A 26,501-nucleotide genomic window follows, 5' to 3' on the forward strand; every position below is an offset into this window, starting at 1 on the left:
CGGCACTTAGTGGCGTACCCTGGGGTCAAAGTGTAGCGAGACTGGTCTCAAGTCGACGTCGGCGCGGCCGACAGTCTGACCAAAGGAGGGCCGAAAACGTGCTACCCCCGATCCCCCACAGCCTGGTCCCGGTGACCGTCCAGCAGGACGTGATCAAGCCCAAGCCCGATATTCCCCCGGTGACGCCTTCTGCCGAAAGCGCCAAGGAAAGCGGCGTGGGCCTGGACAAGCGTCACCCCCAGGAAACCGAGGAGCTGCTGCGCGAAGAGCAGCGCCGCCGGCAGCGCCACGGCTACAGTGCCGAAGCCCTGGCCGAGGGGGATGTGGACGAGGCCGACGAAGCCGCCATCGACGAGCTGCCGCGCCAGGGGCTGTGGGTGGATGTGGAAGTCTGAAGCACCTGTGCGTTGTCGCCTGATCACCCCGAGCCTGCCGTGAGCCTGTTTCCCGAAACCGAACTGACCCTGCCTGATGCCGAGCTGCGCCTGCTGCCGCAGTGGGTGGACGCCGCCACGGCGGACCGCTGGCTGGCGCAGCTGGTGGCGGAAACGGCCTGGGAGCAGCCCGAGGTGCATATTTTTGGACGGGCGGTTGCGGTGCCCCGTCTGCTGGCCTGGTACGGCGATGCCGAGGCGAGCTACCGCTACTCCGGGCAAACCCATCAACCGCAACCCTGGACACCGCTGCTGACCGAGATTCGCAGGCGGGTGCAGGACGAAGTCGGCCAGCCGCTCAATGGCGTGCTGCTCAACTATTACCGTGACGGCAACGACTCCATGGGCTGGCACAGCGACGACGAAGCCGAACTGGGGCGCAACCCGCTGGTCGCCTCGCTCAACCTCGGCGGCACCCGGCGCTTCGACCTGCGGCGCAAGGGCGGCAGCCGGATCGAGCACTCCCTGTCGCTCGACCACGCTTCGCTACTGGTCATGGGCGGCCCGACGCAGCATTATTGGCAGCATCAAGTGGCGAAGACGCGGCAACCCTGCGCGCCTCGCCTGAACCTGACATTCCGCCTGATTCGGTCGCCCTCATGAGCAACGACGACAACCTGATCGATTTCTCCGCCGAGCGCGGCAAGCGTATCCACGACTTGCACGACAAGAAGCTCAACGACATGCGCCAGGTCTTCGAGCAGGCCCTGCCGCTCGGCAAGTCCAAGAAGAAATCGAAAACCAAGCCCAAGAAACGCTGACTCCCCCTCCCATCGTGCTGATCCATTGATCTGGATCAGCCGCTCGTCGCCCCTGTCGAACCCCTCCCTGACTGGATTGATCCAGATCAATTTCCCCCTGCGCCTTCGCGGTTACCTTGTGACCATCCCAGCAAGGACTCCCCGCAGGAGGCAAATCATGTTTATCGATGTCGTGGTACTCGCCGGTGTCGGCACTGTCGGTCTGATGGTCGCCTTCTTTGGTGGCGTCGGTTACTTCATCTGGAAGGATTCGAACAAGCGCAAAACCCGCTGATCATCCTTCTGTAACGAGCACGCAAGGCAATTAGGGCGACTTCGGTCGCCCGTTTTTTTGCCCGCAGAAAAGGGCGCTCGCCCGGGATGATGAGCGACAGACTGGACAGATTTAGATAGCAAGCTAATAATTAGTTTGATGCTTATGGCCGCCAAGCGGTGCCATAGCAGCTACCGTCACAGTTGAATCCTTCGCGAACCCTCTGCCATGCGTGATGCCCTGCTGGCCTTCATTGCGCCCAGCTCCCAAGCCCTGCAATTCGCCACCAAGACCCTGCTGGGCGGGGGCTTGGCGCTGTGGTGCGCGATGCGCCTGGGGCTGGAGCAGCCGCAGTGGTCGCTGATGACGGCCTTCATCGTGGCCCAGCCGCTGTCTGGCATGGTGGTGCAGAAGGGCCTGGCGCGCCTGCTCGGCACCCTGATCGGCACCTGCATGGCGGTGGTGTTCATGGGCCTGTTCGCCCAGGCGCCCTGGCTGTTCCTGCTGGCCCTGGCACTCTGGCTGGGGTTGTGCACCGCCGCTTCGACCATGCTGCGCAGCGCCTGGGCCTACGCCTTCGTGCTGGCCGGCTACACCGTGGCGATCATCGGCCTGCCGGCGATCAACCACCCGCTGACGGTGTTCGACCAGGCGGTGGCGCGCTGCACCGAGATCAGCCTGGGCATTCTCTGCGCCACCCTGGTCAGCGCCATTCTCTGGCCGCAACGGGTCGAGCGCCTGCTGACGGCGCAGTCCCAGGCCGCCTGGGACGCCGGGATCAAGGCCGCACGCCTGACCCTGCGCGGCGAACCCCAGGCGCGCCAGGGCCTGCTGGAAGTGCTGGGGCGCATCGTCGCGGTGGATGCCCAGCGCGAGCACGCCTGGTTCGAGGGCAACCGCGGGCGCCAGCGGGCCCTGGCCCTGCGCGTACTCAGCCGCGACTTGCTCGGCGTGCTGCGCCTGGCGCGCGGAGTGGGGCGGCAGTGGCGGCAACTGAGCCAGGCCGAAGCCCATGCCCTGGTGCCGTGGCTGAACGAGGTGTGCGAATCACTTGATCCGGATGCGTCCACGGTGCGTCTCGAACTGGCCGAGCGTCTGCGCCAGGCCGTCACCGAGGCGCACTGGTCGACCACCCAGCAGTTCTGCCTGGAGCGCCTGGCGGTGCTGGTGCTGCGCGTACAGTCCGCCAGCGATGCGTTGCAGGCGGTGGGGCGCGGCGAGGCGCCCAGCGTCTCGGCAACGCCGCTGTCCTGGCACAGCGACTGGCAGACCGCGGCCCTCTACGGCATGCGCAGCGCCTTGACCTTCCTGGTGCTGGCGGCGTTCTGGCTGGCCACTGCCTGGACCGCGGCCGCCGGCGCCTTGCTGCTGGCCAGCGTGGTATGCAGCCTGTTCGCCAGCCGGGAGAACGCCGCGCAGATCGGCATGATGTTCCTCAAGGGCATCTTCATCGCACTGCCGGTGGCGTTTTTTGTCGGGCAGATCCTGCTGCCGCAGCTCAGCGGCTTCCCCATGCTCTGCCTGGCCCTGGGTGTGCCGCTGTTCTTCGGCGCGCTGGGCATGGCCAAGCCGGCCCTGGGCGCCACGGCCACCTCATTCGCGTTGCACTTCATCGTGCTCTGCACGCCGCAGACCGCCACGCCCTACGACGTGGCCTTTTTCATCAACGAATCGCTGGCGATGCTGATCGGCGTGGCCTGCGCGGTCATGGCCTTCAACCTGCTGGCACTGCGTGACCCGGCCTGGCACGGCCGGCGCCTGCTCAAGGCGACCCTGGTCGACCTGGGCCGGCTCACGCACCGGGCCCAGGCCGGCGCGGAAAGCTGGTTCGGCGGGCGCATCGCCGATCGCCTGCTGCAACTGGCGCGGCACTACCCGGCGTTGCCGAGCGAGTCCCGCAGCCGCTGGGACGATGGCTTGGTCAGTCTGGATATCGGTGATGAACTGCTGCACCTGCGCGCCTGCCTGGCGGCGGCCGACAAGCCGCTGGGGGAGGCCGAGGCGCGCTTTCTGAAACGCCTGGAGGCCGTGCTGCTGCAAGGGCCGGCGCCCGAGCGCGCCGAGTTGCTCGACCCGCTGGTGGATGACCTGTTGCAGGCCCTGCGGGCGGCCACCCCGACCATCGACAGGCGCCTGGCCCAGGCCGCCCTGTTGCAGTTGCGCGGCAGTTGGCGGCACTGGTGTGCCTTGCGAGGAGAAGCCTATGGGGTTGCGTGAATGGGCGTTGGGCGGTGTGCTGCTCAGCCCGCTGTTGATCTACGCCGTGCTGGCCTTGCTGCTTACCGGGCTGTTGCGCCTGGGCGTGCAGCGGGCCGGCCTGGCGCGCTGGATATGGCACGAGGCGCTGTTCGATTGCGCCTTGTATGTGTGCGTCCTGGCGGCCGTGGTGGCCGTGCTGGGGCAATGAGTGGGAGGTTCTATGCAGGCTTCGATTCGTGTCGCCGTCACCCTGGTCGTGGTGGCCGTGGCGCTGCTGGCGGGTTATTGGCTGTGGCAGCACTACATGTATTCGCCCTGGACCCGGGACGCCCGGGTGCGGGCCGACGTGGTGACCATCGCCCCGGACGTGTCCGGCACCGTGGTGGCGCTGGCGGTACGCGACAACCAGCGGGTCAAGGCCGGCGACCTGCTGATGAGCATCGACCATGAACGCTACCAGGCCGAGCTGGAACAGGCCCAGGCGGTGGCGGCGACCCGCGAGCAGCAGCTGCGTCTGCGCGAGCACGAGGCGTCGCGCCGCAAGCGCCTGGGGCCCCAGGCGATCAGTGCCGAGCTGATGGACAACGCGCAGATCAGCGCACAGATCGCCCGCGGCGAATTCCAGGAAGCCCAGGCCAAGGTGAAACTGGCGGCCCTCAACCTGGAGCGCAGCGAGTTGCGCGCGCCGCGGGACGGGCAGGTCACCAACCTGCGCCTGGCCCAGGGCAACTACGTGCGCATCGGCGAGCCGGTGATGGCCCTGGTCGACGATACCTCGTTCTACATCCAAGCCTATTTCGAAGAAACCAAGCTGCCGCAGATTCGCATCGGCGCGCCGGTCGAGGTGTGGCTGATGAGCGCCGGCGGCGCGTTGCAAGGCGAGGTGGAAAGCGTCAGCCGCGGTATCACCGACCGCAACGCCAGCCCGGACGGCCAGTTGCTGGCCGACGTCGAACCGACCTTCAACTGGGTACGCCTGGCGCAACGCATCCCGGTGCGGATCAAACTCGACACCCTCCCCGAAGACCTCCCCCTCAGCGCCGGCATGACCGCCAGCGTGCGCGTGGTGGAGTAGCGCACCCGCCGATCGTTCCCATGCTCCATGTGGGAACGCCTCCCGGGACGCTCCGCGTCCCCAGCGGTCTTTCCGTAGGAGCGGACTTGTCCGCGAGCTCTTTAGGAATCCGACAGATATGTGCAAGGCAGGCGACCGTCGAGCTCGCGGCTGAAGCCGCTCCTACAGGAGGTACGCTGTCGAGCCGTAGGGTGGATCTGGGCGCGTAGCTGACGCTCTTTTCATCCACCGCTTTTGCATCGACCGCTGTGGTGGATGGGTGAAGCGTCATCCACCCTACGTCGGAATCCTGATCGTTCCCATGCTCCGCGTGGGAACGCCTCCCGGGACGCTCCGCGTCCCCTGCGGTCTTTCCGTAGGAGCGGACTTGTCCGCGAGCTTTTCATCCGACTCGACAGATCGATGCCGGACTTACAACCGTCGAGCTCGCAGCCAATCGGAATGCCGCCCAGCCGCTCATACAGGGTGGTGTCTCAGCGGGTGCCGAGGAAGTCGCGTTTGCCGAGGTCGACACCGTTGTGGCGCAGGATGGCGTAGGCGGTGGTGACGTGGAAGAACAGGTTCGGCAGCACGTGATCGAACAGGAACGCCTGGCCCTGGAAGTGGGTTTCCTTGTCGCGGCGCTTGAGGGTCACGGTGCGCTCTTCGCTGCCGTCGATCTGCGCGGCGTCGATGCTTTGCACGAAGGCCAGGGTCTTGCTGATGCGCGCCTGCAGCTCTTCGAAGGTGGTTTCGTCATCGGCGTGGCTCGGGGCTTCGATGCCGGCCAGCAGGGCTGCACCGGCCTTGGCGCCGTCGCAGGCGATCTGCACCTGGCGGCTCAGCGGGAACATGTCGGGCGCGAGGCGGGCGTTGAGCAGCACGCTCGGGTCGATCTTGCGCGCCTGGGCGTTGGTGATCGCCAGGCCGAGGATGGTCGACAGGTTGGTCAACTGACGGGTGAAAACGGGGACGGAAGCCTGGTACATGGACAGGGACATGGTGGTTCTCCGGGAAGGCAGGAAAACGGGCAGGGTGGTCCTGCCCGGGAAAGAGGATCAGCCGATGGTGATCGGCGGCAGTTCGGTCAGTTCGACGGTCTGCTGTTTGCGCGGGGCGATGATTTCCGCCTCGCCGTCGACCACCAGCTCATCGCGCTGGTTGAACACGCGGGTGGCGACACGCACGCGAAACTTCGGCAGCTTTTCGAGGATTTCCAGGCGCACGGTGAGGGTGTCGCCGAGCTTGACCGGTGCGGTGAAACTCATCTGCTGACCCACGTAGATGGTGCCCGGGCCAGGCAGCTCGCAGGCCACCGCTGCACTGATCAGCGCGCCGCTGAACATGCCGTGGGCGATGCGTTCGCGGAACATGGTGCCGGCCGCGTACTCGGCGTCCAGGTGCACGGGGTTGCGGTCGCCGGAGACTTCGGCGAACAGCTGGATGTCGCGCTCGCCCACGGTGCGGGTGTAGCTGGCGGTCTGGCCGACTTCGAGGGCTTCGTACGGGGTGTTGCTGCTCTGGCTCATGCGGGAATCTCCTGGAGCGTGGGGAGGCTCTGGCGGGGGTGGCGCAAGGCGCGTTCCAGCCAGTCGATCAGGTCGGCAGTCACCGCGTCACGGTTGGTCTCGTTGAACAACTCGTGGCGGGCCTGCGGGTAAAGGGTGAGGTCGACTTCGATGTTGCCGGCGCGGCGCAGCTCAGCGGCGAGGTCGTCGAGGCGCTTGCCCTGGCTCACCGGGTCGTCGCTGCCGCCGATCACCAGCAGGGGCAGGCGGCTGTCGATCTGCGCCAGGTTGTGCCGCGATGAAATGTGCTGCAGCCCGCCAAGCAGGTCGATCCACAGCTGGTTGGTGCAGCGGAAGCCGCAGAACGGGTCGGCGACGTAGCGGTCGACCTCCAGCGGGTCGCGGCTGAGCCAGTCGAACGCCGTGCGGTTGGGCTTGAAGGCTTTGTTGAACGAGCCGAACGAGAGGAAATCGATCAGCGCGCTGCGCCCGGTCGGGCCCTGGCGCCAACGCTCGAAGCGGGCGATGGCCGCGGCGGCGCGGTAGAGCAGGGCGGGCTGGAAGTTGGAGCCCGAGAGCACCGCGCCCTGCAGGCTGCTGCTGTGCTGCATCAGGTAGGCCTGGCCGATGTAGCTGCCCATGCTGTGGCCGAGCAGGAAGATCGGCGCCTGCGGGTGGGCCTGGCGGATGTGGTGGTTGAGGCAGGCGAGGTCGCCGACCACCCGTTGCCAGCCATCTTCGTCGGCGTAGTGGCCCAGGGTGCCGTGTTCGGCGGTCTTGCCATGGCCGCGCTGGTCGTGCGCGTAGAGTTCGAAACCCGCCGCCACCAGTGCTTCGCCGAGGCGGGCATAGCGGCCGCTGTGCTCGGCCATGCCGTGGGCCACCATCACCACCGCCCGGGGCGGCTGGTCGGCGTACCAGCGGTTCACGTACAACGGAACGGCGTCACTGCTGTTCAACCAGAACGTATCGTGGAGCATGGCGAAGTCCTTGGGCCTGCGTGGGGTGAGGCATTGTAGAACCAGCTCCGCTGCTTTTCCCAGCCGAATGACGTGATCGAAGATTCACGCGGTCAATGACGCTCCCCCAAGTATTTGCGCACTGGCACAGAGCTGCTAAGTTCGGCTCAGGCTTTTGCGCACGTCGCAGGCTCTAACGCCGGATGTGCTGACGAGAGCGGTCACTTTCAGGGGAAGAGGATAAAAATAATGCAGCCCGAGTTCTGGAACGATAAACGACCCGCCGGGGTACCCAACGAGATCGACCTGGGTACCTACAAGTCCGTGGTCGAAGTATTCGAGCGTTCATGCAAGCGCTTCGCCGACAGGCCGGCGTTCAGCAACCTGGGGGTGACCCTCACTTACGCCGAGCTGGATCGGCTGTCCGCCGCATTCGCCGGCTACCTGCAGAAGCACACCGACCTGCAGCCGGGCGACCGCATCGCCGTGCAGATGCCCAACGTCCTGCAATACCCGGTGGCTGTCTTCGGCGCCATGCGTGCCGGCCTGGTGGTGGTCAACACCAACCCGCTGTATACCGCCCGGGAGATGCGCCACCAGTTCAAGGATGCCGGCGTGCGTGCGCTGGTCTACCTGAACATGTTCGGCAAGCTGGTGCAGGACGTGCTGCCCGACACCGAGATCGACTACCTGATCGAAGCCAAGATGGGCGACATGCTGCCGAGCCTGAAAGGCTGGCTGGTCAACAGCGTCGTCAAGCACGTGAAGAAGATGATCCCCGAGTACCACCTGCCGCAGGCGGTGTCGTTCAAGGACGCGCTCAAGCAGGGCCACGGCCAGGGCATCAAGCCGACCCCGGTCGGTCACGATGACGTCGCCGTGCTGCAGTACACCGGCGGTACCACCGGCGTGGCCAAGGGCGCGATGCTGACCCACGGCAACCTGGTGGCCAACATGCTGCAGGTCGATGCCTGCCTGTCGCAGCTGGGCGAGGACGGCACCCCGCTGATGAAGCAGGGGCAGGAAATCATGATCGCGCCGCTGCCGCTCTACCATATCTATGCCTTCACCGCGAACTGCATGTGCATGATGGTCAATGGCAACCACAACGTGCTGATCACCAACCCGCGCGACATTCCCGGCTTCATCAAGGAGCTGGGCAAGTGGAAGTTCTCCGCGCTGCTGGGCCTCAACACCCTGTTCGTCGCGCTGATGGACCACCCCGAGTTCAAGAACCTCGACTTCTCCAACCTCAAGGTCACCAACTCCGGCGGCACCGCCCTGGTCAAGGCCACCGCCGAGCGCTGGCACGCCATGACCGGCTGCACCGTGGTCGAGGGCTACGGCCTGACCGAAACCTCGCCGGTGGCCAGCACCAACCCCTACGGCGACAAGGCGCGCCTGGGCACGGTCGGCATCCCGGTGCCGGGCACCGCGTTCAAGGTCATCGATGACGACGGCAACGCCATGCCGCAGGGCGAGCGCGGCGAGCTGTGCATCAAGGGCCCGCAGGTGATGAAGGGCTACTGGAACCGCGCCGAAGCCACTGCCGAGGTGCTGGACGCCGAGGGCTGGTTCAAGACTGGCGATATCGCGGTGATCGACCCGGACGGCTTCGTGCGCATCGTCGACCGCAAGAAGGACATGATCATCGTCTCCGGCTTCAACGTGTACCCCAACGAGATCGAAGACGTGGTCATGGCTCACCCGAAAGTCGCCAGTTGCGCGGCCATCGGCGTGCCGGACGAGAAATCCGGCGAGGTGGTCAAGCTGTTCGTGGTGGCCCGCGACGGCGACCTCAGCGCCGATGAACTCAAGGCTTACTGCAAGGAAAACTTCACCGGTTACAAAGTGCCCAAGCACATCGTCTTCCGCGATTCCCTGCCGATGACGCCGGTGGGCAAGATCCTGCGCCGCGAGCTGCGCGACATCGCCTGACCCCCACCCCAACGCCGGGGCTTCGCCAAGCGAAGCCCCGGTTTCTTTTGCATCCCGCCTGTATCCAGCTATCTTGAGCGGTTGCGGCCGTTCACGACGTGCTCGGCTGCGCCAAGCGCGAACCGTTTATCGGCTTGTTCGCGAATGCGCTCAAAAAGTGACCGGGTTTATATATTTCGGTCATTTTATTGACTGATGAGGCCAGGTTTGGTGCTAGGCGGCCTCTGGCAAAGCTGCTAATCTCGGCCCGCTTTTTGGCCCACAGACGGTCAACTACGCAGGCAAACACACAAACAAACAACCGCCCTGGCGCGGTGAAGACTAGCTGTTGCTTAGGAGTGGGCTTCCATGACCGAAAATTTCTGGAAGGACAAGTATCCCGTTGGGATTGCTGCCGAAATCGATCCCGACCAGTACCCGAACATCCAGGCGGTACTGAAACAGTCCTGCCAACGCTTCGCCGACGAGCCTGCGTTCAGCAACCTGGGCAAGACCCTGACCTACGGTGACCTCTACGAGCTCTCCGGGGCCTTCGCCGCTTACCTGCAGCAGCACACCGACCTGCAGCCGGGCGACCGCATCGCCGTGCAGCTGCCCAACGTCCTGCAATACCCGATCGTGGTGTTCGGTGCCATGCGCGCCGGCCTGGTGGTGGTCAACACCAACCCGCTGTACACCGCCCGCGAGATGGAACACCAGTTCAACGACTCCGGTGCCAAGGCGCTGGTGTGCCTGGCCAACATGGCGCACCTGGCCGAACAGGTCGTGCCCAAGACCGGGATCAAGACCGTCGTCGTCACCGAAGTCGGCGACATGCTGCCGACGCTCAAGCGCCTGCTGGTCAACAGCGTGGTCAAGTACGTGAAGAAGATGGTGCCGGCCTACAACCTGCCGCACGCCGTCAAACTCAACGATGCCCTGAGCAAGGGCCGTGGCAAGGCGGTCACCGAGGCCAACCCGTCCAGCAGCGAAATCGCCGTGCTGCAGTACACCGGTGGCACCACCGGCGTGGCCAAGGGCGCGATGCTGACCCACCGCAACCTGATCGCCAACATGCTGCAGTGCAAGGCGCTGATGGGCTCCAACCTCAACGAGGGTTGCGAGATCCTCATCGCGCCGCTGCCGCTGTACCACATCTACGCCTTCACCTTTCACTGCATGGCGATGATGCTGATCGGCAACCACAACGTGCTGATCACCAACCCGCGCGACCTGCCGGGCATGATCAAGGACCTGTCGCAGTACAAGTTCAGCGGCTTCGTCGGCCTCAACACGCTGTTCGTGGCGCTGTGCAACAACGAGGACTTCCAGAAGCTCGACTTCTCCTCGCTGAAAGTCACCCTGTCCGGCGGCATGGCCCTGCAACTGGCCACCGCCGAGCGCTGGAAAGCGGTCACCGGCTGCGCCATCTGCGAAGGCTACGGCCTGACCGAAACCAGCCCGGTGGCCTCGGTCAACCCGATCCAGTTCATCCAGGCCGGCACGATCGGCATCCCGGTGCCGTCGACCCAGTTCAAGGTCATCGACGACCAGGGCACTGACCTGGCCCTGGGCGAAACCGGCGAGCTGTGCATCAAGGGCCCGCAAGTGATGAAGGGCTACTGGCAGCGCCAGGAAGCCACCGACGAAGTGATCGACGCCAATGGCTGGTTCAAGACCGGTGACATCGGCATCATCCAGGACGACGGCTACATCCGCATCGTCGACCGCAAGAAGGACATGATTCTGGTGTCCGGCTTCAACGTCTACCCGAACGAACTGGAAGACGTGCTCGTGACCCTGCCGGGCGTGCTGCAGTGCGCGGCCATCGGTGTGCCGGACGAGAAGTCGGGCGAATCGATCAAGGTCTTCGTGGTGGTCAAGCCGGGCATGACCCTGACCAAGGAACAGGTGCTGGCGCACATGAACGACAACCTCACCGGCTACAAGCGGCCGAAGCAGGTCGAGTTCCGCGACGCCCTGCCGACCACCAACGTCGGCAAGATCCTGCGCCGCGAACTGCGCGACGAAGAACTGAAGAAACTGGGCAAGAAATAAGCCCGGCCGCTTCCTGAAAAGCCCCGCCTCGGCGGGGCTTTTTCGTTTCAGCGCGGCGTATGTCGAGTGGTTGTAGGGCGCGTTGTTCAGGTTGCGCTCCCCGGGTATCGCTTCGCTCAACCCAGGCTACATCGGGGCAGAGTACAGGGTGGATGACGCTCTTTTCATCCACCATTTTCCGTTCGGATCGTTGTGGTGGATGGGTGAAGCGTCATCCACCCTACGTCGAAATCCTGATCGTTCCCATGCTCCGCGTGGGAACGCCTCCCGGGACGCTCCGCGTCCCATGCGAAGGGGCAGTCGCGCGGGGTGGGAGGGGCTTCAGCCGCGAGCTCGGCGCTCTGTGTCTCGACATCGGGCTGCAGAATGTATGGAAACGCTCGCGGGCGATGCCGGCTCCGCAGGAATGCTATGGTTGCACTACTTGCACGTATTCCTGCACGGAGCTGCTCACAATGCATTCATACGACCTCAACCTGCTGGTGGCGCTGGATATCCTGCTCGATGAGGGGAGCGTGGTCGGTGCGGCGCGGCGGATGCACCTGAGCGCGCCGGCCATGAGCCGGACCCTGACGCGGATTCGCGAGGCCATTGGCGACCCGATCCTGGTGCGGGCAGGACGCGGGCTGGTGCCAACGCCCCGGGCCCTGGAGCTGCGCGAACAGGTCCGCGACCTGGTGGAGCAGGCCAGTGGCGTGTTCCGCTCGCGGGAAGTGGAACTGGCCAGCCTGACGCGGGAGTTCAACATCCGCACCAACGACATCTACATGGTCTGCTATGGCGGCCAGCTGATTGAACGGGTCCGGCGCGAGGCGCCCAATGTGATGCTGCGCTTCGTGCCGGAGATCGAAGGCGATGATGACGCGTTGCGCGCCGGGCAGCTCGACCTGGCGATTGGTGCCTCGCTGCGGATGCTGCCGGAGGTGAAGCGTCAGGGGCTGTTCATGAGCCGCTTCATCGGCATGGCCCGCAGCGATCACCCGATCTTCGACGAGCCGATCACCGCCGAGCGCTTCGCCACCTTCGACCAGGTCGCCGTGTCGCGCCGTGGCCTGGCCCGCGGCCCTATCGACCAGGCGCTGGAAGGGCTGGCGTTGTCGCGGCGGGTGGTGATGATCTCGCCGAGCTTCTTTTCCGCCGTGCTGGCCCTGCGCGACACGGACCTGATCCTGCCGATGCCGGGACCGGTGGTGGCGACCTGCAGCCAGCTGGGCCTGCCGCTGCGCAGTTTCGAGATCCCGCTGCCGTTGTCGCCGGTACACGTGCATCAGTCGTGGCACCCGCGTTTCGACAACGACTTCGCCCACCGCTGGCTGCGCGGGTTGATCAAGCGGGGCTGTGAGGAAAGCGCGCTGGCATGACGCTTGGTATATCGTGCGTTTTCTGCACTTATAAAGTAAGAACATTGCAATTTTAGTCAACTGAGTGCGTCCCTACACTGCGCCGGTATTTGGTCTGCCGGAACGCTGTGCATGTCATCGCTCGCCTCTCCCATTCGCCTCGGTACACGGCCGTGAATGCGCCCGCGCTCGGTGCGTTCGTGCCTGTGGCACCTGCGGCTGCCCAGGCCCCGGCTGCACCGGTGTTCGGCCTGCGCCTGGTCGTCGGCCTGGTGGGGGTGCTGCTGGCGGTGCTGGTGGCCGGCTTCAACGAGAACGTCATCAAGATTGCCCTTGCGGACATCCGGGGCGCCATGGGCATCAGCCGCGACGACGCCACCTGGCTGATCGCCGCCTACGCGGCGCCCACGGTGTGCGCCATGGCGTTCGCTCCGTGGTTCGCGGTGACCCTGTCGCTGCGCCGTTTCACCCTGGCGGCCATTGCGGCGTTCATGCTGCTCGGCCTGCTCAGCCCGCTGGCGCCCAACGTTGAAAGCCTGATGCTGCTGCGCGCCCTACAAGGCCTGGCCGGCGGCGCGCTGCCACCGATGCTGATGACCGTGGCCCTGCGTTTTTTGCCGGCCAACCTCAAGGTCTACGGGCTGGCCGGTTATGCCCTGACCGCCACCTTCGGCCCCGGCCTGGGTACACCGCTGGCGGCATTCTGGGTGGACTTCGTCGGCTGGCAATGGGCGTTCTGGCAGATCATCCCCACCAGTGCGCTGGCGATGCTCGCCGTGGCTTGGGGTATTCCCCAGGACCCGGTGCGCCTGGAGCGCTTTCGCCAGTTCAACCTTCGCGGCCTGCTGCTCGGCGCGCCGGCGTTGTCGATGCTGGTGATCGGCCTGGTCCACGGCGAACGCCTGGACTGGTTCGAATCACCGCTGATCCGCGGGCTGCTGGGTGGTGGCAGTGTGTTGCTGGTGCTGTTCCTGCTCAACGAATGGAAGCACCCGCTGCCGTTCTTCAAGCTGCAACTGCTCAAGCTGCGCAACCTCAGCTTCGCCCTGTTCACCCTGGGCGGCGTGCTGTTCGTGCTGCTGGCAGCGGTGAGCATTCCTTCCTCCTACCTGGCCCAGGTGCAGGGCTATCGTCCGTTGCAGACCGCGCCGCTGATGCTCGGCGTGGCCCTGCCGCAACTGCTCGCGCTGCCCCTGGTGGCGGCGCTGTGCAACCTGCGTTGGGTGGATTGCCGCTGGGTCCTGGCCTGCGGCCTGGGCATGCTGGCGACCGCCTGCTGGCTGGGCTCGCACATGACCTCGGCGTGGATTCGCACCGATTTCTGGTTGGTGCAGGCGCTGCAGGTCTTCGGCCAGCCCATGGCGGTGCTGCCGCTGCTGATGCTGTCCACCGGCAGCATCCAGCCCACCGACGGGCCGTTCGCCTCGGCCTGGTTCAACACGGTCAAGGGCTTCGCCGCCGTGTTCGCGGCCGGCGTGCTGGAAGCCCTGGCCACGGTGCGCCTGCATTTCCACTCGACCATGCTGGTCGACCGCCTGGGCAACCAGCCGCTGCTGGAGGAGGGCGCCAGCCTGTCGCGCCGCCTGCACCAGCAGGCCCTGGTGCTGGGCTCCGCCGATCTCTACCTGTACATGGCCGTGCTGGCGGCCGTGCTGATTCTGCTCATTCCCTTCGTGCCGACGCGGGTCTACCCGCCGCGCGCCGCCTGACCTGAACGGATTTTCCATGAACAAGCCTGCCATGAACGCTCCACGACCTTTCCTTCTGGGCGCCGCCGCCCTCGCCATCGGCCTGACCTTCTGGGGGGCCTGGCACCTGCTGGGCGATGCCCGCGAGCAGCACACCAACGATGCCTTCGTGCAGGCCGACTACACCCTGGTGGCGCCCAAGGTGTCCGGCTTCATCAGCGAGGTGCTGGTGGAAGACAACCAGCGGGTGACCGCCGGCCAGGTGCTGGCGCGCATCGATGACCGTGATTACCGGGCTGCCCTGGAGGGTGCCCGCGCCGCCGTGGCCAGCGCCGAGGCGCAGCGCGCCGATGCCGAGGCCACCCTGGCGCGCCAGCAGTCGCTGATCGCCCAGGCCGAGGCCACGGTGGTGGCGGACCGCGCCGAGATCGTCTTCGCCCGCCACGAACTGACACGCCACCAGCGCCTGGCTGGGCGGGGCGCTGGCACGCTGCAGAACGCGCAGCTGGCGCAGAGCCGCTTCGACACGGCCACGGCGCGCCAGACCGAGCACGCCGCGGCCCTGGTCGCGACCCGGCAGCAGGTGGCGATTCTCACCGCCCAGCGCGACGCAGCGCTGGCCGCCCTGGAGGGTGCCCGTGCCGCCGAGCACCTGGCCGAGCTCAACCTCTCGCACACCGAGTTGCGCGCGCCCATGGACGGCATGGTCGGCCGCCGCGCGGTGCGCGTTGGCGCCTTCGTCAGCCCCGGCAACAGCCTGCTGGCGGTGGTGCCGCTGGAGCGCGCCTACGTGGTGGCCAACTTCCAGGAAACCCAGCTCACCCATGTGCGGCCGGGCCAGGCGGTGCGTATCGATGTGGACACCTTCCCCGGCGAAGCCCTGCGCGGCCACGTGGAAAGCATCGCCCCGGCCACCGGCGTGACCTTCGCCGCCATCGCCCCGGACAACGCCACCGGCAACTTCACCAAGGTGGTGCAGCGCATCCCGGTGAAGGTGGTGCTCGACGCCGACCAGCCGCTGCTTGGCCACCTGCGCGTGGGCATGTCGGTGGAGGCGCGCATCGACACCCAGGGCGAGTCTGAAACTCAGGTCGAGGTGAACTGAGTTTCAGGCAGCGTCAGGCCTGGAGCGTGCCGATACCTTGATTGGCCATTCTGTCGAGGCGATCAACGCCGGGCGCCTGCCTCTTGGGCATACTGCCTCGCCGTTGCGCCGGATGTGCGTAGCGAGACCATCCCCCGGGATGGAGGACGTCCCCCCGCACCGGGCGAGGGGAGCAAGGAGCCCTGACAGGAGTGTTTACAGCATGTCGTTGGTTGCATTGATTCTCGGCGTAATGGGCCAGCTCGGCCTGGCGATGTACCTGGCCATGATGGCCATCTTCGGCGGCGGTGCCATCGCCAACCGCGAAGACCTCAGCCCGATTCACGATTACCTGGTGCCGTTCTTCTTCTGCGTGCTGCCGCTGGCGGCGGTGATCACGGCCGGGCTGCTGATCTACTTCCACGTCACCGACTCGCCGCTGCGTTCCTACCTCTGGCACCTGCTGCCGGCCCCCTTCGTCGCGGTCTACGTGCTCTACCTGTACCTGGTATTGGGCTGAACGACGATGCCAGCGGCTGGGGTCAACGACGCTTTTCCCATTCCCCTGATATCGCAGGTGGTGGATGGGTGAAGCGTCATCCACCTTACGTTGGCGCGAAACGGTGGGAGGGGCTTTAGCCGCGAGCCCGGCGGCCCGTGCCTCGCCGCTGATATGACGGATAAAACGCAACGCTCGCGGACAAGTCCGCTCCTACAGAGAGCGGCTCGCCGTTATGTCGTGGCATGCCCGTAGGGTGGATGACGCTTTTTTCATCCACCGTGATGCCACTGCGTTGTGGATGGGTAAGCGTCATCCGCCCTAAGTTGGCGCGAAGCGGTGGGAGGGGCTTTAGCCGCGAGCCTGGCGGCCCGTGCCTCGCCGCTGATATGACGGATAAAACGCAAAGCTCGCGGACAAGTCCGCTCCTACAGAGAACGGCTCGCCGTTGCATCGGGGCATGCCTGTAGGGTGGATGACGCTTTTTTCATCCACCGTGATGCCATTGCGTGGTGGATGGATGAAGGTCGTCCACCCTACGTCGGCGCCTCAGCGCTGATCGCCCTGGGTGCTGCGCCACGCCACCAGCAGCACGCCGCCGACGATGCACAGCGCGGCCAGCAGCATGGTCAGGCTGCCCTGTTCGCCGAACAGGCCGATGGCCATGGCCGCGCCGGTGATGGCGGCTACCGAGCCGATCTGGCTGAGGAACACCGCCCCGGCCAGGTCCTGCAACACGAAATACAGCGCATAGACCATGGCGAACAGCACCATCTGCCCGATCAGCAGGCCGAGGGCCGTCGTATCACCCCAGTGCGGACGTAGGTCGACGTCCAGCAGCATCAGGGGCACCAGCAGCACCGCGCCGCCGAACAACATGCCCGGTGCCAGCGACAGCGGGCTGGCACCGCTTGGCCAGTAGCGCGAGCGGTAGATGTTGCCCAGGGCCAGGATCACCGGCACGCACAGCGCAGCCAGCACCCAGAGTTGCGGGCTGTCGCCGCTGTGCAGCTTGCCCAGGGCCAGCAGCAGGCTGCCGGCCAGGCCGATGCAGATGCCCAGCAGGCGCAGGCGGCTCAAGCCTTCCATGCGCAGGGCCAGGGCCAGCAGGTAGGTGAATAGCGGCGGGAAGGCCAGGCACATCGAGGCGAAGCCGGCGCCGACATGGGGGATCGAGCTAAACAACAGGCCGTTGGGCAGGGCGATGCTCAGCAGGCCGGAGCCCAGGTAATAGCGCAGCAGGCGCGGGCTCAGGCCCGGTCGTTCGCCGCGCAGCCAGGTGAACGGCAACAGCAGCAGGCCGCCGCCGATCAGGCTCCACAATAGGTACGCCGCCGGCTGCCAGCCAGCGGCGCTGGCCAGTTTCACCAGGTTGCTGGTCAGCCCCATCAGCGCGCCAATGGCGAACAGAAGCGACAGGGCCAGAAGCGGCCGGAAGTTGGAGCCTGACATGCAGCTGCCTCCTTGGGATGAATACGCTACGATGCAAACATTCTTTTTGATAAGTATCTTGCTGGCAAGATAAATCGGGGGCGTCATGCAAGACCGCGCACAACTGGCCGTTGATCAATGGCTGCACCAACGGCCCGACCTGGACGGTTTCTCCATGGCGGTGATCGGGCGCCTGAGCGAGCTCAGCCAGGTGATCAACCGCGATCACCTGCTGCCGTTTTTCGCCGAGCACGGCCTGCAGGCCGGCGAGTTCGACCTGCTCGCCACCCTGCGCCGCGCGGGCGAGCCCTATGCGTTGATGCCCACCGCGCTGTACGAGAGCGCGATGATTTCCTCCGGCGGCATGACCAGTCGCATCGACCGTCTGGAAAAAGCCGGGCTGATCGAACGGCGCAAACACCCCACCGACCGCCGCGGCGTGCTGGTGGCGCTGACGCCGGCCGGCTTCGCGCTGATAGACGGCATGCTCGACGCCCACGTCGCCAACCTGCAGCGTGTCCTGGCTGGATTGACGGCTGCCGAGCAGCAAACGTTCCATCAACTGGCCGGCAAGCTGCTGGCCGGGCTTGCCTTACAGGCCGATGGTTAAATCTGCGACAATCCCGGCTTTGTCCTGACCGCCGCGTACCTGATGACCGACATCGCCTCCCTGCAGAAAAAACTCGACCACGTCATGATCGCCGAGCGCCATCGCCTGCGCCGGCAGCTGCATGAGTTGCAGAAAACCCAGGGCACGCCGGCGTGGGACGACGCCAAGCTGGCGCAATGGGTGGAGCGCTTCCAGGCCGCCAGCGACAAGGTCGAGGCGCGCCGCACCAGCATCCCGACAATCCGTTACGACGACGCGCTGCCCATCGCCGCCAAGCGCGACGAGATCAAGGCTGCCCTGGAAAAGAGCCAGGTGGTGGTGATCGCCGGCGAGACCGGCTCCGGCAAGACCACCCAGTTGCCGAAGATCTGCCTGGAGCTCGGCCGTGGCGTGCATGGCCTGATCGGCCACACCCAGCCGCGCCGCCTGGCCGCGCGCAGCGTGGCGACGCGGGTCGCGGAAGAGATCGGCACGCCCCTGGGGGAACTGGTCGGCTACCAGGTGCGCTTCGAGGACCAGAGCAAGGACGGCACGCTGATCAAGCTGATGACCGACGGCATCCTGCTCGCCGAGACCCAGCACGACCGCTTTCTGGAAAAGTACGACACCATCATTGTCGACGAGGCCCACGAACGCAGCCTCAACATCGACTTCCTGCTCGGCTACCTGAAGACCCTGCTGCCGCGCCGCCCCGACCTGAAGCTGATCATCACCTCGGCGACCATCGACCTGGAGCGTTTCAGCAAACACTTCAATGGCGCGCCGATCATCGAGGTCTCCGGCCGTACCTACCCGGTGGACACCTGGTACCGCCCGTTGGCCGCCGAGGTGGACGAGGAGGGCGAGCGCCTGCTCGACGACCTGACCATCGACCAGGGCATCCTCGCCGCGCTGGACGAGATCGCCGAGCACGAGCGCTCCGTGGGCCAGCGCCCGGGCGACGTTCTGGTGTTCCTCCCCGGCGAGCGGGAAATCCGCGAGGCCGCCGAGGTGCTGCGCAAGGCCAACCTGCGCCACACCGAGGTGCTGCCGCTGTACGCGCGCCTCACGCCGGCCGAGCAGCAGAAAATCTTCGCCCCCATGCCGGGGCGCAAGATCGTGCTGGCCACCAACGTCGCCGAAACCTCGCTCACCGTGCCGGGCATCCGCTACGTGATTGACAGCGGCACCGCGCGCATCAGCCGCTACAGCTACCGCGCCAAGGTCCAGCGTCTGCCTATCGAGCCGGTGTCCCAGGCCAGCGCCAACCAGCGCAAGGGCCGTTGCGGCCGGGTCGAGCCGGGCATCTGCATCCGCCTGTACAGCGAGGAGGATTTCCTCGGCCGGCCGGAATTCACCGATCCGGAAATCCTGCGCACCAACCTGGCGGCGGTGATCCTGCAGATGCTGCACCTGCGCCTGGGCAGCATCGAGGATTTCCCCTTCATCGAGCCGCCAGATGGCAAGGCTATCAGCGACGGCTTCAACCTGTTGCAGGAGCTGTCGGCGGTCAACCGCGAAAGCCAGCTCACCCCCATCGGTCGCCAGCTGGCGCGCCTGCCCATCGACCCGCGCCTGGGACGCATGGTGCTGGAGGCGGCCAAGCAGGGCAGCCTGGAAGAAATCCTCATCGTCGCCTCGGCGCTGTCGGTGCAGGACCCCCGCGAGCGGCCGATGGACCGCCAGCAGGCAGCCGACCAGGCCCACGCGCAGTGGAAGGATGTGGACTCGGACTTCGCCGCGCTGATCAACCTCTGGCGCGGCTTCGAGGAAAAACGCCAGGAGCTGGGCTCCAACCCGCTGCGCAGCTGGTGCAAGAAGAACTTCCTCAACTACATGCGCCTGCGCGAATGGCGCGATGCGCACCGCCAACTGGTGCTGATCGCCCGGGACCTGCAGCTGGCCGGCGGCAAGAAGAGCGAGGGCCAGGCGGCTCCCGCGGCGCCGAAGGAGCGTGCCGCGGCGACCACCGACACTCGGGTCAACGCCATCGCCCGCCAGCAGAGCGAAGCCAGCGAGGCGGCGCAGCGCGCGAAGAACTACGCCGGCGTGCACAAGGCGATCCTCAGCGGCCTGCTCAGCCAGATCGGCCAGAAGACCGAAGAGGGCGACTACCTCGGCGCCCGCCAGCGGCGTTTCTGGGTGCACCCTTCCAGCGTGATCGGGCGCAAGAAGCCCAACTGGATCATGGCCGCCGAACTGGTCGAGACCACCAAGCTGTTCGCGCGCATGGTGGCGAAGATCGAGCCGGACTGGATCGAGCCCCTGGCCGGTCACCTGATCAAGAAAAACCACCTGGAACCGCACTGGGAGAAGAAGCGCGGCCAGGTCGTGGCCTACGAGCAGATCACCCTCTACGGCATGATCGTGGTCGGTCGCCGCCCCGTGCACTACGGCCCCATCGACCCGCCGGTGGCCCGCGAGATGTTCATCCGCGAGGGCCTGGTGCGCGGCGATATCAACAGCCGCGCCAAGTGCCTGAGCGCCAACCGCCAGTTGCTTGAACGCCTCGACGAACTGGAAGCCAAGGCCCGCCGCCGCGACATCCTCGCCGACGAGGAAACCCTGTTCGACTACTACGCCGCGCGCCTGCCGGCGGACATCTACCAGACCGCCAGCTTCGAGTCCTGGTACAAGCGCGAGAGCGCCGGCAACAACCAGTTGCTGATCATGCGCGAGGAGGACGTGCTGGCCCGCGAGGCCAGTGAAGTCACCGCGGCGCTGTACCCCGACACCCTGCGCCTGGGCGAACTGACCCTGCCGCTGAGCTACCACTTCGAGCCCAACCACCCGCGCGATGGCGTCACCCTGCGCGTGCCGGCGCCGCTCCTGCCGCAGCTGCAGGCCGAGCGTCTGCAATGGCTGGTGCCTGGCCTGCTGGAGGCCAAGAGCGTGGCCCTGGTGCGCAACCTGCCCAAGGCCATCCGCAAGAACTTCGTGCCGGTGCCGGACTTCGTCAGCGCTGCCCTGGCCAAGATCACCTTCGCCGACGGCAGCCTGCCGCTGGCCCTGGGCCGCGAGCTGCAGCGCATGACCGGCAGCCGCGTGCCGGAAGAGGCCTGGAGCGAGGCCGACGCCCAGCTCGAAGGCCACCTGCGCATGAACATCGAAGTGGTCGACACCCACGGCAAGTTCCTGGGCGAAGGTCGCGACCTGGCCGAGCTGACCGCGCGTTTCAACGAGGCGAGCCAGGCGGCCCTGGCGCTGCCGCAGACAGAAAAGACCCAGAAGCCGGTGGAGGCCAAGGCCTTCGCCCAGGTCGCCGAGAAAACCCAGCAGAAGGTCGCCGGCCTGTCGATGACCGTCTACCCGGCGCTGGTCGAGGAGGGCGGCACCGTCAAGGAAGGGCGCTTCCCGACCCAGGCCGAGGCCGAGTTCCAACACCGCCGCGCCTTGCAGCGCCTGCTGTTGCAGCAACTCGCCGAGCCGGCCAAGTACCTGCGCGGCAAACTGCCGGGCCTCACCGAACTGGGCCTGCTGCACCGCGAGCTGGGCCGGGTCGAGGCGCTGGTCGAAGACATCCTGCTGGCCAGCCTGGACAGCTGCATCCTCGAAGGCAGCGAGCCGCTGCCGCGCGATGGTGCTGCCCTGGCTGCCCTGGCCGAGCAGAAGCGCGGCGACTGGACCGCCCACGCCGAGCGCCTGGCGCGCCTGGTGCTGGAGATCCTCAAGCTGTGGCACGGCCTGCAGAAACGCTTCAAGGGCAAGATCGACCTGGCCCAGGCCATGGCCCTCAACGACATCAAGCAGCAACTGGCGAACCTGGTGTACCCCGGCTTCGTACGCGAAACCCCGGCCGAGTGGCTGAAGGAAGTGCCGCGTTACCTCAAGGCCGTGGAACATCGCCTGGACAAGGTCGGCGCCCAGGTGCAGCGCGACCGCGTGTGGACCGGCGAACTGACCGGCTACTGGGAGCAGTACCAGGCGCGCCTGGCCAAACACAGCCAGGAAGGCAAGCGCGACCCGCAGCTGCAGCTCTACCGCTGGATGCTCGAGGAATACCGCGTCTCGCTGTTCGCCCAACAGCTGGGCACCAAGATGGCCGTGTCCGACAAACGCCTCAACAAACAGTGGACCGCCGTCGAAGCCTGACGCCATACCCCGTAGGGTGGGAAACACTCTGCTTTCCCACCATCGAACACTACGGCCGTAGCCTGGGTAGAGCGAAGCGAAACCCGGGGAGCAATGGATAGGTAGGAAGCCACCGAATCGACAAAGGAGATGCCTGATGAGTCTGTCACGCCTGCACACCGTTCTGACCTGGGTGCTGGTGATGGTGCTGCTGGTGGCCGTGGTGCTGCTAGGCGTGCGCATCGCCGGGTTGTCCTCCTTGCCGGAGCTGGAGCCCTGGCACCGGGTGATTCTCGACGAGCCTGACGCTGCCGAACTCGATGGCATGGATTGGGCCGCTTACCAGGCCGCTGAGAAGCGATTGTTCGAGGCGCTGCACAGCCAGGTCATCGAGCCTGGCACCAGCGATGATGCCAATGCCTACAACCGCTACAACAGTGCCAGCCCGGTGTACCCGGGCAACCTGCCGCACGACTGGAACCGCTCCTTCATCCTGCAACCCACCGGCGCCGTGCGCGGTGTGGTGGTGCTGCTGCATGGCCTGACCGACTCGCCCTACAGCCTGCGCCATATCGCCCGGCACCTGAGCGAGCAGGGCTTCGTCAGCCTGGTGCCGCGTATGCCGGGCCACGGCACGACGCCGGCCGCACTGACCGATGTACGCTGGGAACAGTGGTTGGCAACGACCCGCATGGCGATACGCGAGGCACGCGATCGGGTGCCGGACGGGCCGCTGTACCTCGTCGGCTATTCCAACGGCGGTGCGCTGGCCCTGCGCTACAGCCTGGCGGCACTGGAAGACCAGAACCTGGCGATGCCTGAGCGGCTGGTGTTGATTTCGCCCATGGTCGGCGTTACCCGTTACGCCCGCTATGCCGGGCTGGCGGCGCTGCCGGCGGTCTTGCCGGCCTTCGCCAAGTCGGCCTGGATGAACGTGCTGCCGGAGTTCAACCCGTTCAAGTACAACTCCTTCCCCGTGTATGCGGCGCGGCAGACCTACGAGCTGACGCACGAGGTGCAGCGCGCCTTCGACAGCGCCGCCAAAGATGGGCGGCTGACGCAGATGCCGCCGGTGCTGGCCTTCCAGTCGCTGGCCGACAGCACGGTGAGCACGCCGGCCGTGGTCAACGACCTGTTCGAGCGACTGCCGGCCAACGGCAGTGAACTGGTGATCTTCGACATCAATCGCTCGCAGGCCATCGGCTCGCTGTTGCGCCCGGACATGAGCAACCTGCTGGCAGACCTGCTGCCACCGACGCAGCGCGACTACGACCTGACCGTGGTGGGCGTGGCGGCGAACGCGGGGCGTCAGGTGGAGGCGCGGCGCATCGCTGCCGGCGAGCGCGAGGCCGTGGTCACGCTGCTGAACGTCGAGTACCCGGGCCAGCTGTTCTCGCTGTCGCACGTTGCGCTACCGTTCCCACCGGACGATCCGCTGTATGGCAGCGAGCCCACCACCGAGGAATTCTACGGGGTGGCCTTGGGCACGCTGGCGCCGCGCGGGGAACAAGGTGTGCTGGTGGTGGGGCTCACCGGTTTGCAGCGTGTGACCTCCAACCCGTTCTACGCCTACCTGCGCGAGCGCATCGACGAGGATCTGCAGTCGGGCAAGTGACCTGTGAAAACGCTCGGTAACGGTTCGATATTCGTGCAACGCGAGGCGCTGGCGTAACATCGCGCCTCGCCACGCGTTAGAGAGCCATCGCCCATGTTCGAAATCACACCCTGCAACCCCGAAACCTACCGCCAGCAGACCCGCCGCAGCACCCTGGTGGTCGCCGCGATCTTCGTGGTGCTGGCGCTGCTGCTGTCCACCCTGGCCGTGCAGGTGTTCGGCGAGCCGGGCGGCGACAACTTCCGCTGGAACCTGGGCGGTGTGCTGCTTGGCCTGGGCCTGACCATCGTGCTGGTGCGCTACGTCCTGTGGTCGCAACCGTGGATGGCCATGGCCGCCTACGGCTGGCAGCTCAAGCGCAGTCTGATGCGCGTCACCAACGTCATGCACCACGTCAAAAAGGGTGTCGAAACCGGCGACCCCACCGCCATGAAACTGCTGCGCTTCTACCACCTGGGCGTGACCCAGATGCACCAGTTGGACGGCAATACCAGCGACCAGGGGCAAATGTCTTGGGAAATCGACGGCCACCGCGCCGCCATGGAAGCCCAGGGCCTGGACCCCGAACAGAACCGCCTCGACCTGGCGTGGATCGACACCGTCAAAGGGTTTGCGGTCTAGAGGCTCATCCGGACACGACAAGGGTGCTCACTCGCAGGCGAGCGCCCTTGTCGATCAGATCCTGCAACGTTGCACCTTCCGGCTTAGGCCGCTTGCGCAATCGCGCGCGCCTCCTGCCTGTCCAGCAGACCGGAAATGATCGCCAGGGCCAGCGCGCCAAGTGACAGCAAGCCGCCGGCCCAGTTGGGCGCCACCAGGCCGAAGCCTGCACCGATCACCCAGCCACCGGCCCAGGCGCCGATGGCATTGCCCAGGTTGAACAGGCCGATGTTGACCGCCGACGCCAGTGTCGGTGCGCCGGCGTCCCTGGCTTTATCCAGCACCAGCTTCTGGATCGGGGAGACCGTGGCAAAACCGAAACCGGCCATCAGCACGATGCAGATAACCGACGGCCACTGGCTATGGGCGACGTAGGTGAACAGGAACAGCACCAGCGCCTGGGCCAGCAGCGTGACGTAGAGCAGCGGCATCAAGGCGCGGTCGGCGTAGCGCCCGCCCAGCGCGTTACCCAGGAACAGGCCCACGCCAAAGGCCATCATCAGCCAGACGATGGCCGACTCCGAGAAGCCCGCCACCTCCGTCATCATCGGCGCGATGTAAGTGATCGAGGTGAAAAACGCCGCGGGCCCCAGCACGGTGATGCCCATCGCCAGCAGCACGCGGCCGTTCCCGAAAGCAGCCAGCTCTTGCCGGACGTGGGTGCTGCCACTGCCTTGGGTCGCGGGGATCAGCCAGCACACCGCAAGCAGTGCAACGACACCCACCAGGGTGATGGCGTAGAAGGTGGCGCGCCACGAGACGAGCTGGCTCAGCCAGGTGCCGCCGGGTACGCCCACCAGCGTGGCCAGCGCCAGGCCCGAGAACATGAAGGCAATCGCACTGACGCGCTTGTTCGGCGCGACCAGCTCCGCCGCCAGGATCGAGCCGATACCGAAGAACGCACCGTGGGCGAGCGACGTGACCACACGCCCGATCAAGGTCAAGGTAAAGGTCGGGGCGGCGGCGGTGAGCAGGTTGCCGAGCACGAACAGCACCATCAGGCCGATCAGCATGTGTTTGCGCGGGACCTTGCCGCCCAGCACGATCAGCAGCGGGGCGCCGACGAACACACCCAGCGCGTAGGAGGTCGCCAGGTATCCCGCCTGGGGGATCGTGACACCGAATTCGGCGGCCATTTGCGGCAGTAGTCCGGCGATGACGAATTCGGTCGTACCGATACCGAACGCGCCTATCGCCAGTGCCCAGATTGCGAGGGGCATATCGTTTCTCCAATCAAGAACCAAGGACGGGAGAAGCTTATGGAGGACGCAGGGCTCGATAAACGCGGCGTAAATCCTCACTATGTAGATATTTTCTCTACAGTGAGTACGCCATGCTGCCCATCGAATCCCTGAGTGGCGTCACCACCTTCGTGGTCACGGCGAGGGCCCGCAGCTTTACCGACGCCGCGGAAAAGCTCGGCGTATCCAAATCCGCCGTCGGCAAATCCATTGCCCGCCTCGAAGAGCGCTTGGGTGTGAAGCTGTTCCACCGCACCACCCGGCGCGTCACCCTGTCGGCGGACGGCGCAGCCTACCTCGCTGCCTGCTCCGCAGCCCTGGACGAAATCGCCGCCGCAGAAACCTGCCTCGGCACACGCTCGCACCAGCCGACGGGGCGCCTGCGCATCGACATGCCGGCGGCGTTCGGCCGGCAGGTCATGCTGCCGCTGTTGCTGGAGATCGGCCGGCGCTACCCCGGGCTGCATTTCACCCTGACCTTCACCGACCACCTGATCGACCCCATCGAAGAGGGTGTGGACCTCGCCATTCGCTTTGGCGACCCGAAGGATTCCACCGACCTGATCGCCCGGCGGCTTACCAGCCAGCGCTGGGTCATCTGTGGCGCACCCGATTACCTGGCGCACCACGGCACGCCCCAAACACCAGACGACCTCCAGGCGCATTGTGGAATCGTCGGCTACCGCCGCGGGCAGCCGTTGTCCTGGCGGGTGAATGTGGAGGGCGTGGCGCAGCGCGTGGCACCGCCGCCGACCCACCAGATGGGCGATGGCGAAGCGATCATCGCCGCCACCGTGGCAGGGCTTGGCCTGTGCCAGATACCCCTTTCCCTGTGCCGCGAGCACATCGAGGCAGGCCGCCTGGTCACGGTGCTGGATGCCTACACCGCCGACCTGATCGACGTGCATGCCGTGTGGCCGCGGACGGCGCACCTGCGGCCCAAGGTGCGGTATGTCGTCGACACCCTGGTCGAGCTGGGGCGGGCAGGGCGCTTGGGCTGAGCCTGTCAGCCAGGGCGCCCGCCACGCGAGCGCCCCGTCCGGTTACAGCCGCAGGGCCGTTTGCCGCGCCTGATGGTTACCACCCAGCGGCGAACACAACCGCTGATGCACGCGACTCAGGAACCCCACCTCGAACGCC

23 protein-coding genes are annotated in these 26,501 nt (G+C 66.1%); 18 read left to right on the plus strand and 5 right to left on the minus strand.

Annotated features, from left to right (window positions below; all coding sequences use genetic code 11):
• Positions 1–98: 98 nt before the first annotated feature.
• From N5C28_RS15735 to N5C28_RS15765, 7 genes are all read left to right on the plus strand, one after another.
• On the plus strand, positions 99–395 hold the full coding sequence (locus N5C28_RS15735; protein WP_279823703.1) for an aspartate-semialdehyde dehydrogenase: 297 nt from the start codon (positions 99–101) through the stop codon (positions 393–395).
• A 39-nt stretch (positions 396–434) separates the two neighbouring features.
• Entirely contained in the window at positions 435–1,037 is a 603-nt protein-coding gene (locus N5C28_RS15740; RefSeq protein ID WP_279823704.1) for an alpha-ketoglutarate-dependent dioxygenase AlkB, read from the plus strand.
• On the plus strand, positions 1,034–1,195 hold the full coding sequence (locus N5C28_RS15745; RefSeq protein WP_279823705.1) for a hypothetical protein: 162 nt from the start codon (positions 1,034–1,036) through the stop codon (positions 1,193–1,195). Before N5C28_RS15740 ends, N5C28_RS15745 begins: the two co-directional genes overlap by 4 nt.
• A gap of 157 nt (positions 1,196–1,352) precedes the next feature.
• Positions 1,353–1,469, plus strand: a complete 117-nt coding sequence (gene ccoM, locus N5C28_RS15750) for a cytochrome c oxidase subunit CcoM (protein ID WP_279823706.1) — start codon at positions 1,353–1,355, stop codon at positions 1,467–1,469.
• Positions 1,470–1,676: 207 nt separating this feature from the next.
• Positions 1,677–3,665: an FUSC family protein gene (locus N5C28_RS15755; protein ID WP_279823707.1), complete on the plus strand. Its 1,989-nt coding sequence runs from the start codon at positions 1,677–1,679 to the stop codon at positions 3,663–3,665.
• Positions 3,652–3,855, plus strand: a complete 204-nt coding sequence (locus N5C28_RS15760) for a DUF1656 domain-containing protein (protein ID WP_279823708.1) — start codon at positions 3,652–3,654, stop codon at positions 3,853–3,855. The genes N5C28_RS15755 and N5C28_RS15760 overlap by 14 nt, the downstream gene beginning before the upstream one ends.
• A gap of 12 nt (positions 3,856–3,867) precedes the next feature.
• Positions 3,868–4,722 (plus strand): HlyD family secretion protein, encoded by an 855-nt coding sequence (locus tag N5C28_RS15765; protein WP_279823709.1) that lies wholly within the window; start codon positions 3,868–3,870, stop codon positions 4,720–4,722.
• Positions 4,723–5,195: 473 nt separating this feature from the next.
• Here N5C28_RS15765 and N5C28_RS15770 read toward each other — a convergent pair whose 3' ends face one another.
• Genes N5C28_RS15770 through N5C28_RS15780 form a run of 3 tightly spaced genes read right to left on the minus strand, consistent with a single transcriptional unit; the run spans position 5,196 to position 7,189 of the window.
• Positions 5,196–5,702 (minus strand): DUF1993 domain-containing protein, encoded by a 507-nt coding sequence (locus N5C28_RS15770; RefSeq protein ID WP_279823711.1) that lies wholly within the window; start codon positions 5,700–5,702, stop codon positions 5,196–5,198.
• Between the two features lie 57 nt (positions 5,703–5,759).
• Complete coding sequence (locus tag N5C28_RS15775; protein ID WP_279823713.1) at positions 5,760–6,230, minus strand: MaoC family dehydratase; 471 nt, start codon at positions 6,228–6,230, stop codon at positions 5,760–5,762.
• Positions 6,227–7,189, minus strand: coding sequence for an alpha/beta hydrolase (locus tag N5C28_RS15780; RefSeq protein ID WP_279823714.1), 963 nt, complete (start codon positions 7,187–7,189; stop codon positions 6,227–6,229). The genes N5C28_RS15775 and N5C28_RS15780 overlap by 4 nt, the downstream gene beginning before the upstream one ends.
• A 228-nt stretch (positions 7,190–7,417) precedes the next feature.
• Between N5C28_RS15780 and fadD2 the strand changes: the two genes are divergently transcribed.
• From fadD2 to N5C28_RS15810, 6 genes are all read left to right on the plus strand, one after another.
• Positions 7,418–9,106: a long-chain-fatty-acid--CoA ligase FadD2 gene (gene fadD2, locus N5C28_RS15785; RefSeq protein WP_279823716.1), complete on the plus strand. Its 1,689-nt coding sequence runs from the start codon at positions 7,418–7,420 to the stop codon at positions 9,104–9,106.
• Between the two features lie 348 nt (positions 9,107–9,454).
• A complete protein-coding gene (fadD1, locus tag N5C28_RS15790) occupies positions 9,455–11,143 on the plus strand; it encodes a long-chain-fatty-acid--CoA ligase FadD1 (protein ID WP_279823718.1) in 1,689 nt (562 codons plus the stop codon).
• Positions 11,144–11,598: 455 nt separating this feature from the next.
• Positions 11,599–12,504, plus strand: a complete 906-nt coding sequence (locus N5C28_RS15795) for a LysR family transcriptional regulator (RefSeq protein WP_279823720.1) — start codon at positions 11,599–11,601, stop codon at positions 12,502–12,504.
• A gap of 179 nt (positions 12,505–12,683) precedes the next feature.
• On the plus strand, positions 12,684–14,192 hold the full coding sequence (locus N5C28_RS15800) for an MFS transporter (RefSeq protein ID WP_279823758.1): 1,509 nt from the start codon (positions 12,684–12,686) through the stop codon (positions 14,190–14,192).
• Positions 14,193–14,208: 16 nt separating this feature from the next.
• A complete protein-coding gene (locus tag N5C28_RS15805; RefSeq protein ID WP_279823723.1) occupies positions 14,209–15,276 on the plus strand; it encodes an HlyD family secretion protein in 1,068 nt (355 codons plus the stop codon).
• A gap of 202 nt (positions 15,277–15,478) precedes the next feature.
• Positions 15,479–15,775 (plus strand): hypothetical protein, encoded by a 297-nt coding sequence (locus N5C28_RS15810; RefSeq protein ID WP_279823725.1) that lies wholly within the window; start codon positions 15,479–15,481, stop codon positions 15,773–15,775.
• Positions 15,776–16,303: 528 nt separating this feature from the next.
• Here N5C28_RS15810 and N5C28_RS15815 read toward each other — a convergent pair.
• Positions 16,304–17,206, minus strand: coding sequence for a DMT family transporter (locus N5C28_RS15815; protein WP_279823727.1), 903 nt, complete (start codon positions 17,204–17,206; stop codon positions 16,304–16,306).
• An 85-nt stretch (positions 17,207–17,291) separates the two neighbouring features.
• Between N5C28_RS15815 and N5C28_RS15820 the strand changes: the two genes are divergently transcribed.
• The 4 genes from N5C28_RS15820 (at position 17,292) to N5C28_RS15835 (ending at position 24,081) form a co-directional block, all read left to right on the plus strand.
• The gene (locus tag N5C28_RS15820; protein WP_279823729.1) at positions 17,292–17,795 is read left to right on the plus strand and encodes a MarR family transcriptional regulator; all 504 of its coding nucleotides are present in this window, start codon (positions 17,292–17,294) and stop codon (positions 17,793–17,795) included.
• A 42-nt stretch (positions 17,796–17,837) separates the two neighbouring features.
• Positions 17,838–21,866, plus strand: coding sequence for an ATP-dependent RNA helicase HrpA (gene hrpA / locus N5C28_RS15825; protein WP_279823731.1), 4,029 nt, complete (start codon positions 17,838–17,840; stop codon positions 21,864–21,866).
• A gap of 136 nt (positions 21,867–22,002) precedes the next feature.
• A complete protein-coding gene (locus N5C28_RS15830; protein ID WP_279823733.1) occupies positions 22,003–23,460 on the plus strand; it encodes an alpha/beta hydrolase in 1,458 nt (485 codons plus the stop codon).
• A gap of 93 nt (positions 23,461–23,553) precedes the next feature.
• Positions 23,554–24,081 (plus strand): DUF3087 domain-containing protein, encoded by a 528-nt coding sequence (locus tag N5C28_RS15835; protein WP_279823735.1) that lies wholly within the window; start codon positions 23,554–23,556, stop codon positions 24,079–24,081.
• 83 nt (positions 24,082–24,164) lie between these two features.
• Here the strand turns inward: N5C28_RS15835 and N5C28_RS15840 are convergent, their stop codons facing one another.
• Positions 24,165–25,340, minus strand: coding sequence for an MFS transporter (locus tag N5C28_RS15840; protein ID WP_279823737.1), 1,176 nt, complete (start codon positions 25,338–25,340; stop codon positions 24,165–24,167).
• A 113-nt stretch (positions 25,341–25,453) separates the two neighbouring features.
• On the opposite strand from N5C28_RS15840, the gene N5C28_RS15845 reads away from it, so the two are divergent.
• Complete coding sequence (locus N5C28_RS15845) at positions 25,454–26,362, plus strand: LysR family transcriptional regulator (protein WP_279823738.1); 909 nt, start codon at positions 25,454–25,456, stop codon at positions 26,360–26,362.
• Positions 26,363–26,501: the final 139 nt, after the last annotated feature.

This window comes from Pseudomonas sp. GD03944 (assembly GCF_029839275.1).
Taxonomy (GTDB): domain Bacteria; phylum Pseudomonadota; class Gammaproteobacteria; order Pseudomonadales; family Pseudomonadaceae; genus Aquipseudomonas.

What these genes read in the sequence shown, in the direction of transcription:
- N5C28_RS15745 (WP_279823705.1), top strand. Translation starts at nt 1,034, where the DNA reads ATGAGCAACGACGACAACCTGATCGATTTCTCCGCCGAGCGCGGCAAG.
- ccoM (WP_279823706.1), top strand. Translation starts at nt 1,353, where the DNA reads ATGTTTATCGATGTCGTGGTACTCGCCGGTGTCGGCACTGTCGGTCTG.
- N5C28_RS15755 (WP_279823707.1), top strand. Translation starts at nt 1,677, where the DNA reads ATGCGTGATGCCCTGCTGGCCTTCATTGCGCCCAGCTCCCAAGCCCTG.
- N5C28_RS15760 (WP_279823708.1), top strand. Translation starts at nt 3,652, where the DNA reads ATGGGGTTGCGTGAATGGGCGTTGGGCGGTGTGCTGCTCAGCCCGCTG.
- N5C28_RS15765 (WP_279823709.1), top strand. Translation starts at nt 3,868, where the DNA reads ATGCAGGCTTCGATTCGTGTCGCCGTCACCCTGGTCGTGGTGGCCGTG.
- N5C28_RS15770 (WP_279823711.1), bottom strand. Translation starts at nt 5,702, where the DNA reads ATGTCCCTGTCCATGTACCAGGCTTCCGTCCCCGTTTTCACCCGTCAG.
- N5C28_RS15775 (WP_279823713.1), bottom strand. Translation starts at nt 6,230, where the DNA reads ATGAGCCAGAGCAGCAACACCCCGTACGAAGCCCTCGAAGTCGGCCAG.
- N5C28_RS15780 (WP_279823714.1), bottom strand. Translation starts at nt 7,189, where the DNA reads ATGCTCCACGATACGTTCTGGTTGAACAGCAGTGACGCCGTTCCGTTG.
- fadD2 (WP_279823716.1), top strand. Translation starts at nt 7,418, where the DNA reads ATGCAGCCCGAGTTCTGGAACGATAAACGACCCGCCGGGGTACCCAAC.
- fadD1 (WP_279823718.1), top strand. Translation starts at nt 9,455, where the DNA reads ATGACCGAAAATTTCTGGAAGGACAAGTATCCCGTTGGGATTGCTGCC.
- N5C28_RS15795 (WP_279823720.1), top strand. Translation starts at nt 11,599, where the DNA reads ATGCATTCATACGACCTCAACCTGCTGGTGGCGCTGGATATCCTGCTC.
- N5C28_RS15805 (WP_279823723.1), top strand. Translation starts at nt 14,209, where the DNA reads ATGAACAAGCCTGCCATGAACGCTCCACGACCTTTCCTTCTGGGCGCC.
- N5C28_RS15810 (WP_279823725.1), top strand. Translation starts at nt 15,479, where the DNA reads ATGTCGTTGGTTGCATTGATTCTCGGCGTAATGGGCCAGCTCGGCCTG.
- N5C28_RS15815 (WP_279823727.1), bottom strand. Translation starts at nt 17,206, where the DNA reads ATGTCAGGCTCCAACTTCCGGCCGCTTCTGGCCCTGTCGCTTCTGTTC.
- N5C28_RS15820 (WP_279823729.1), top strand. Translation starts at nt 17,292, where the DNA reads ATGCAAGACCGCGCACAACTGGCCGTTGATCAATGGCTGCACCAACGG.
- hrpA (WP_279823731.1), top strand. Translation starts at nt 17,838, where the DNA reads ATGACCGACATCGCCTCCCTGCAGAAAAAACTCGACCACGTCATGATC.
- N5C28_RS15830 (WP_279823733.1), top strand. Translation starts at nt 22,003, where the DNA reads ATGAGTCTGTCACGCCTGCACACCGTTCTGACCTGGGTGCTGGTGATG.
- N5C28_RS15835 (WP_279823735.1), top strand. Translation starts at nt 23,554, where the DNA reads ATGTTCGAAATCACACCCTGCAACCCCGAAACCTACCGCCAGCAGACC.
- N5C28_RS15840 (WP_279823737.1), bottom strand. Translation starts at nt 25,340, where the DNA reads ATGCCCCTCGCAATCTGGGCACTGGCGATAGGCGCGTTCGGTATCGGT.
- N5C28_RS15845 (WP_279823738.1), top strand. Translation starts at nt 25,454, where the DNA reads ATGCTGCCCATCGAATCCCTGAGTGGCGTCACCACCTTCGTGGTCACG.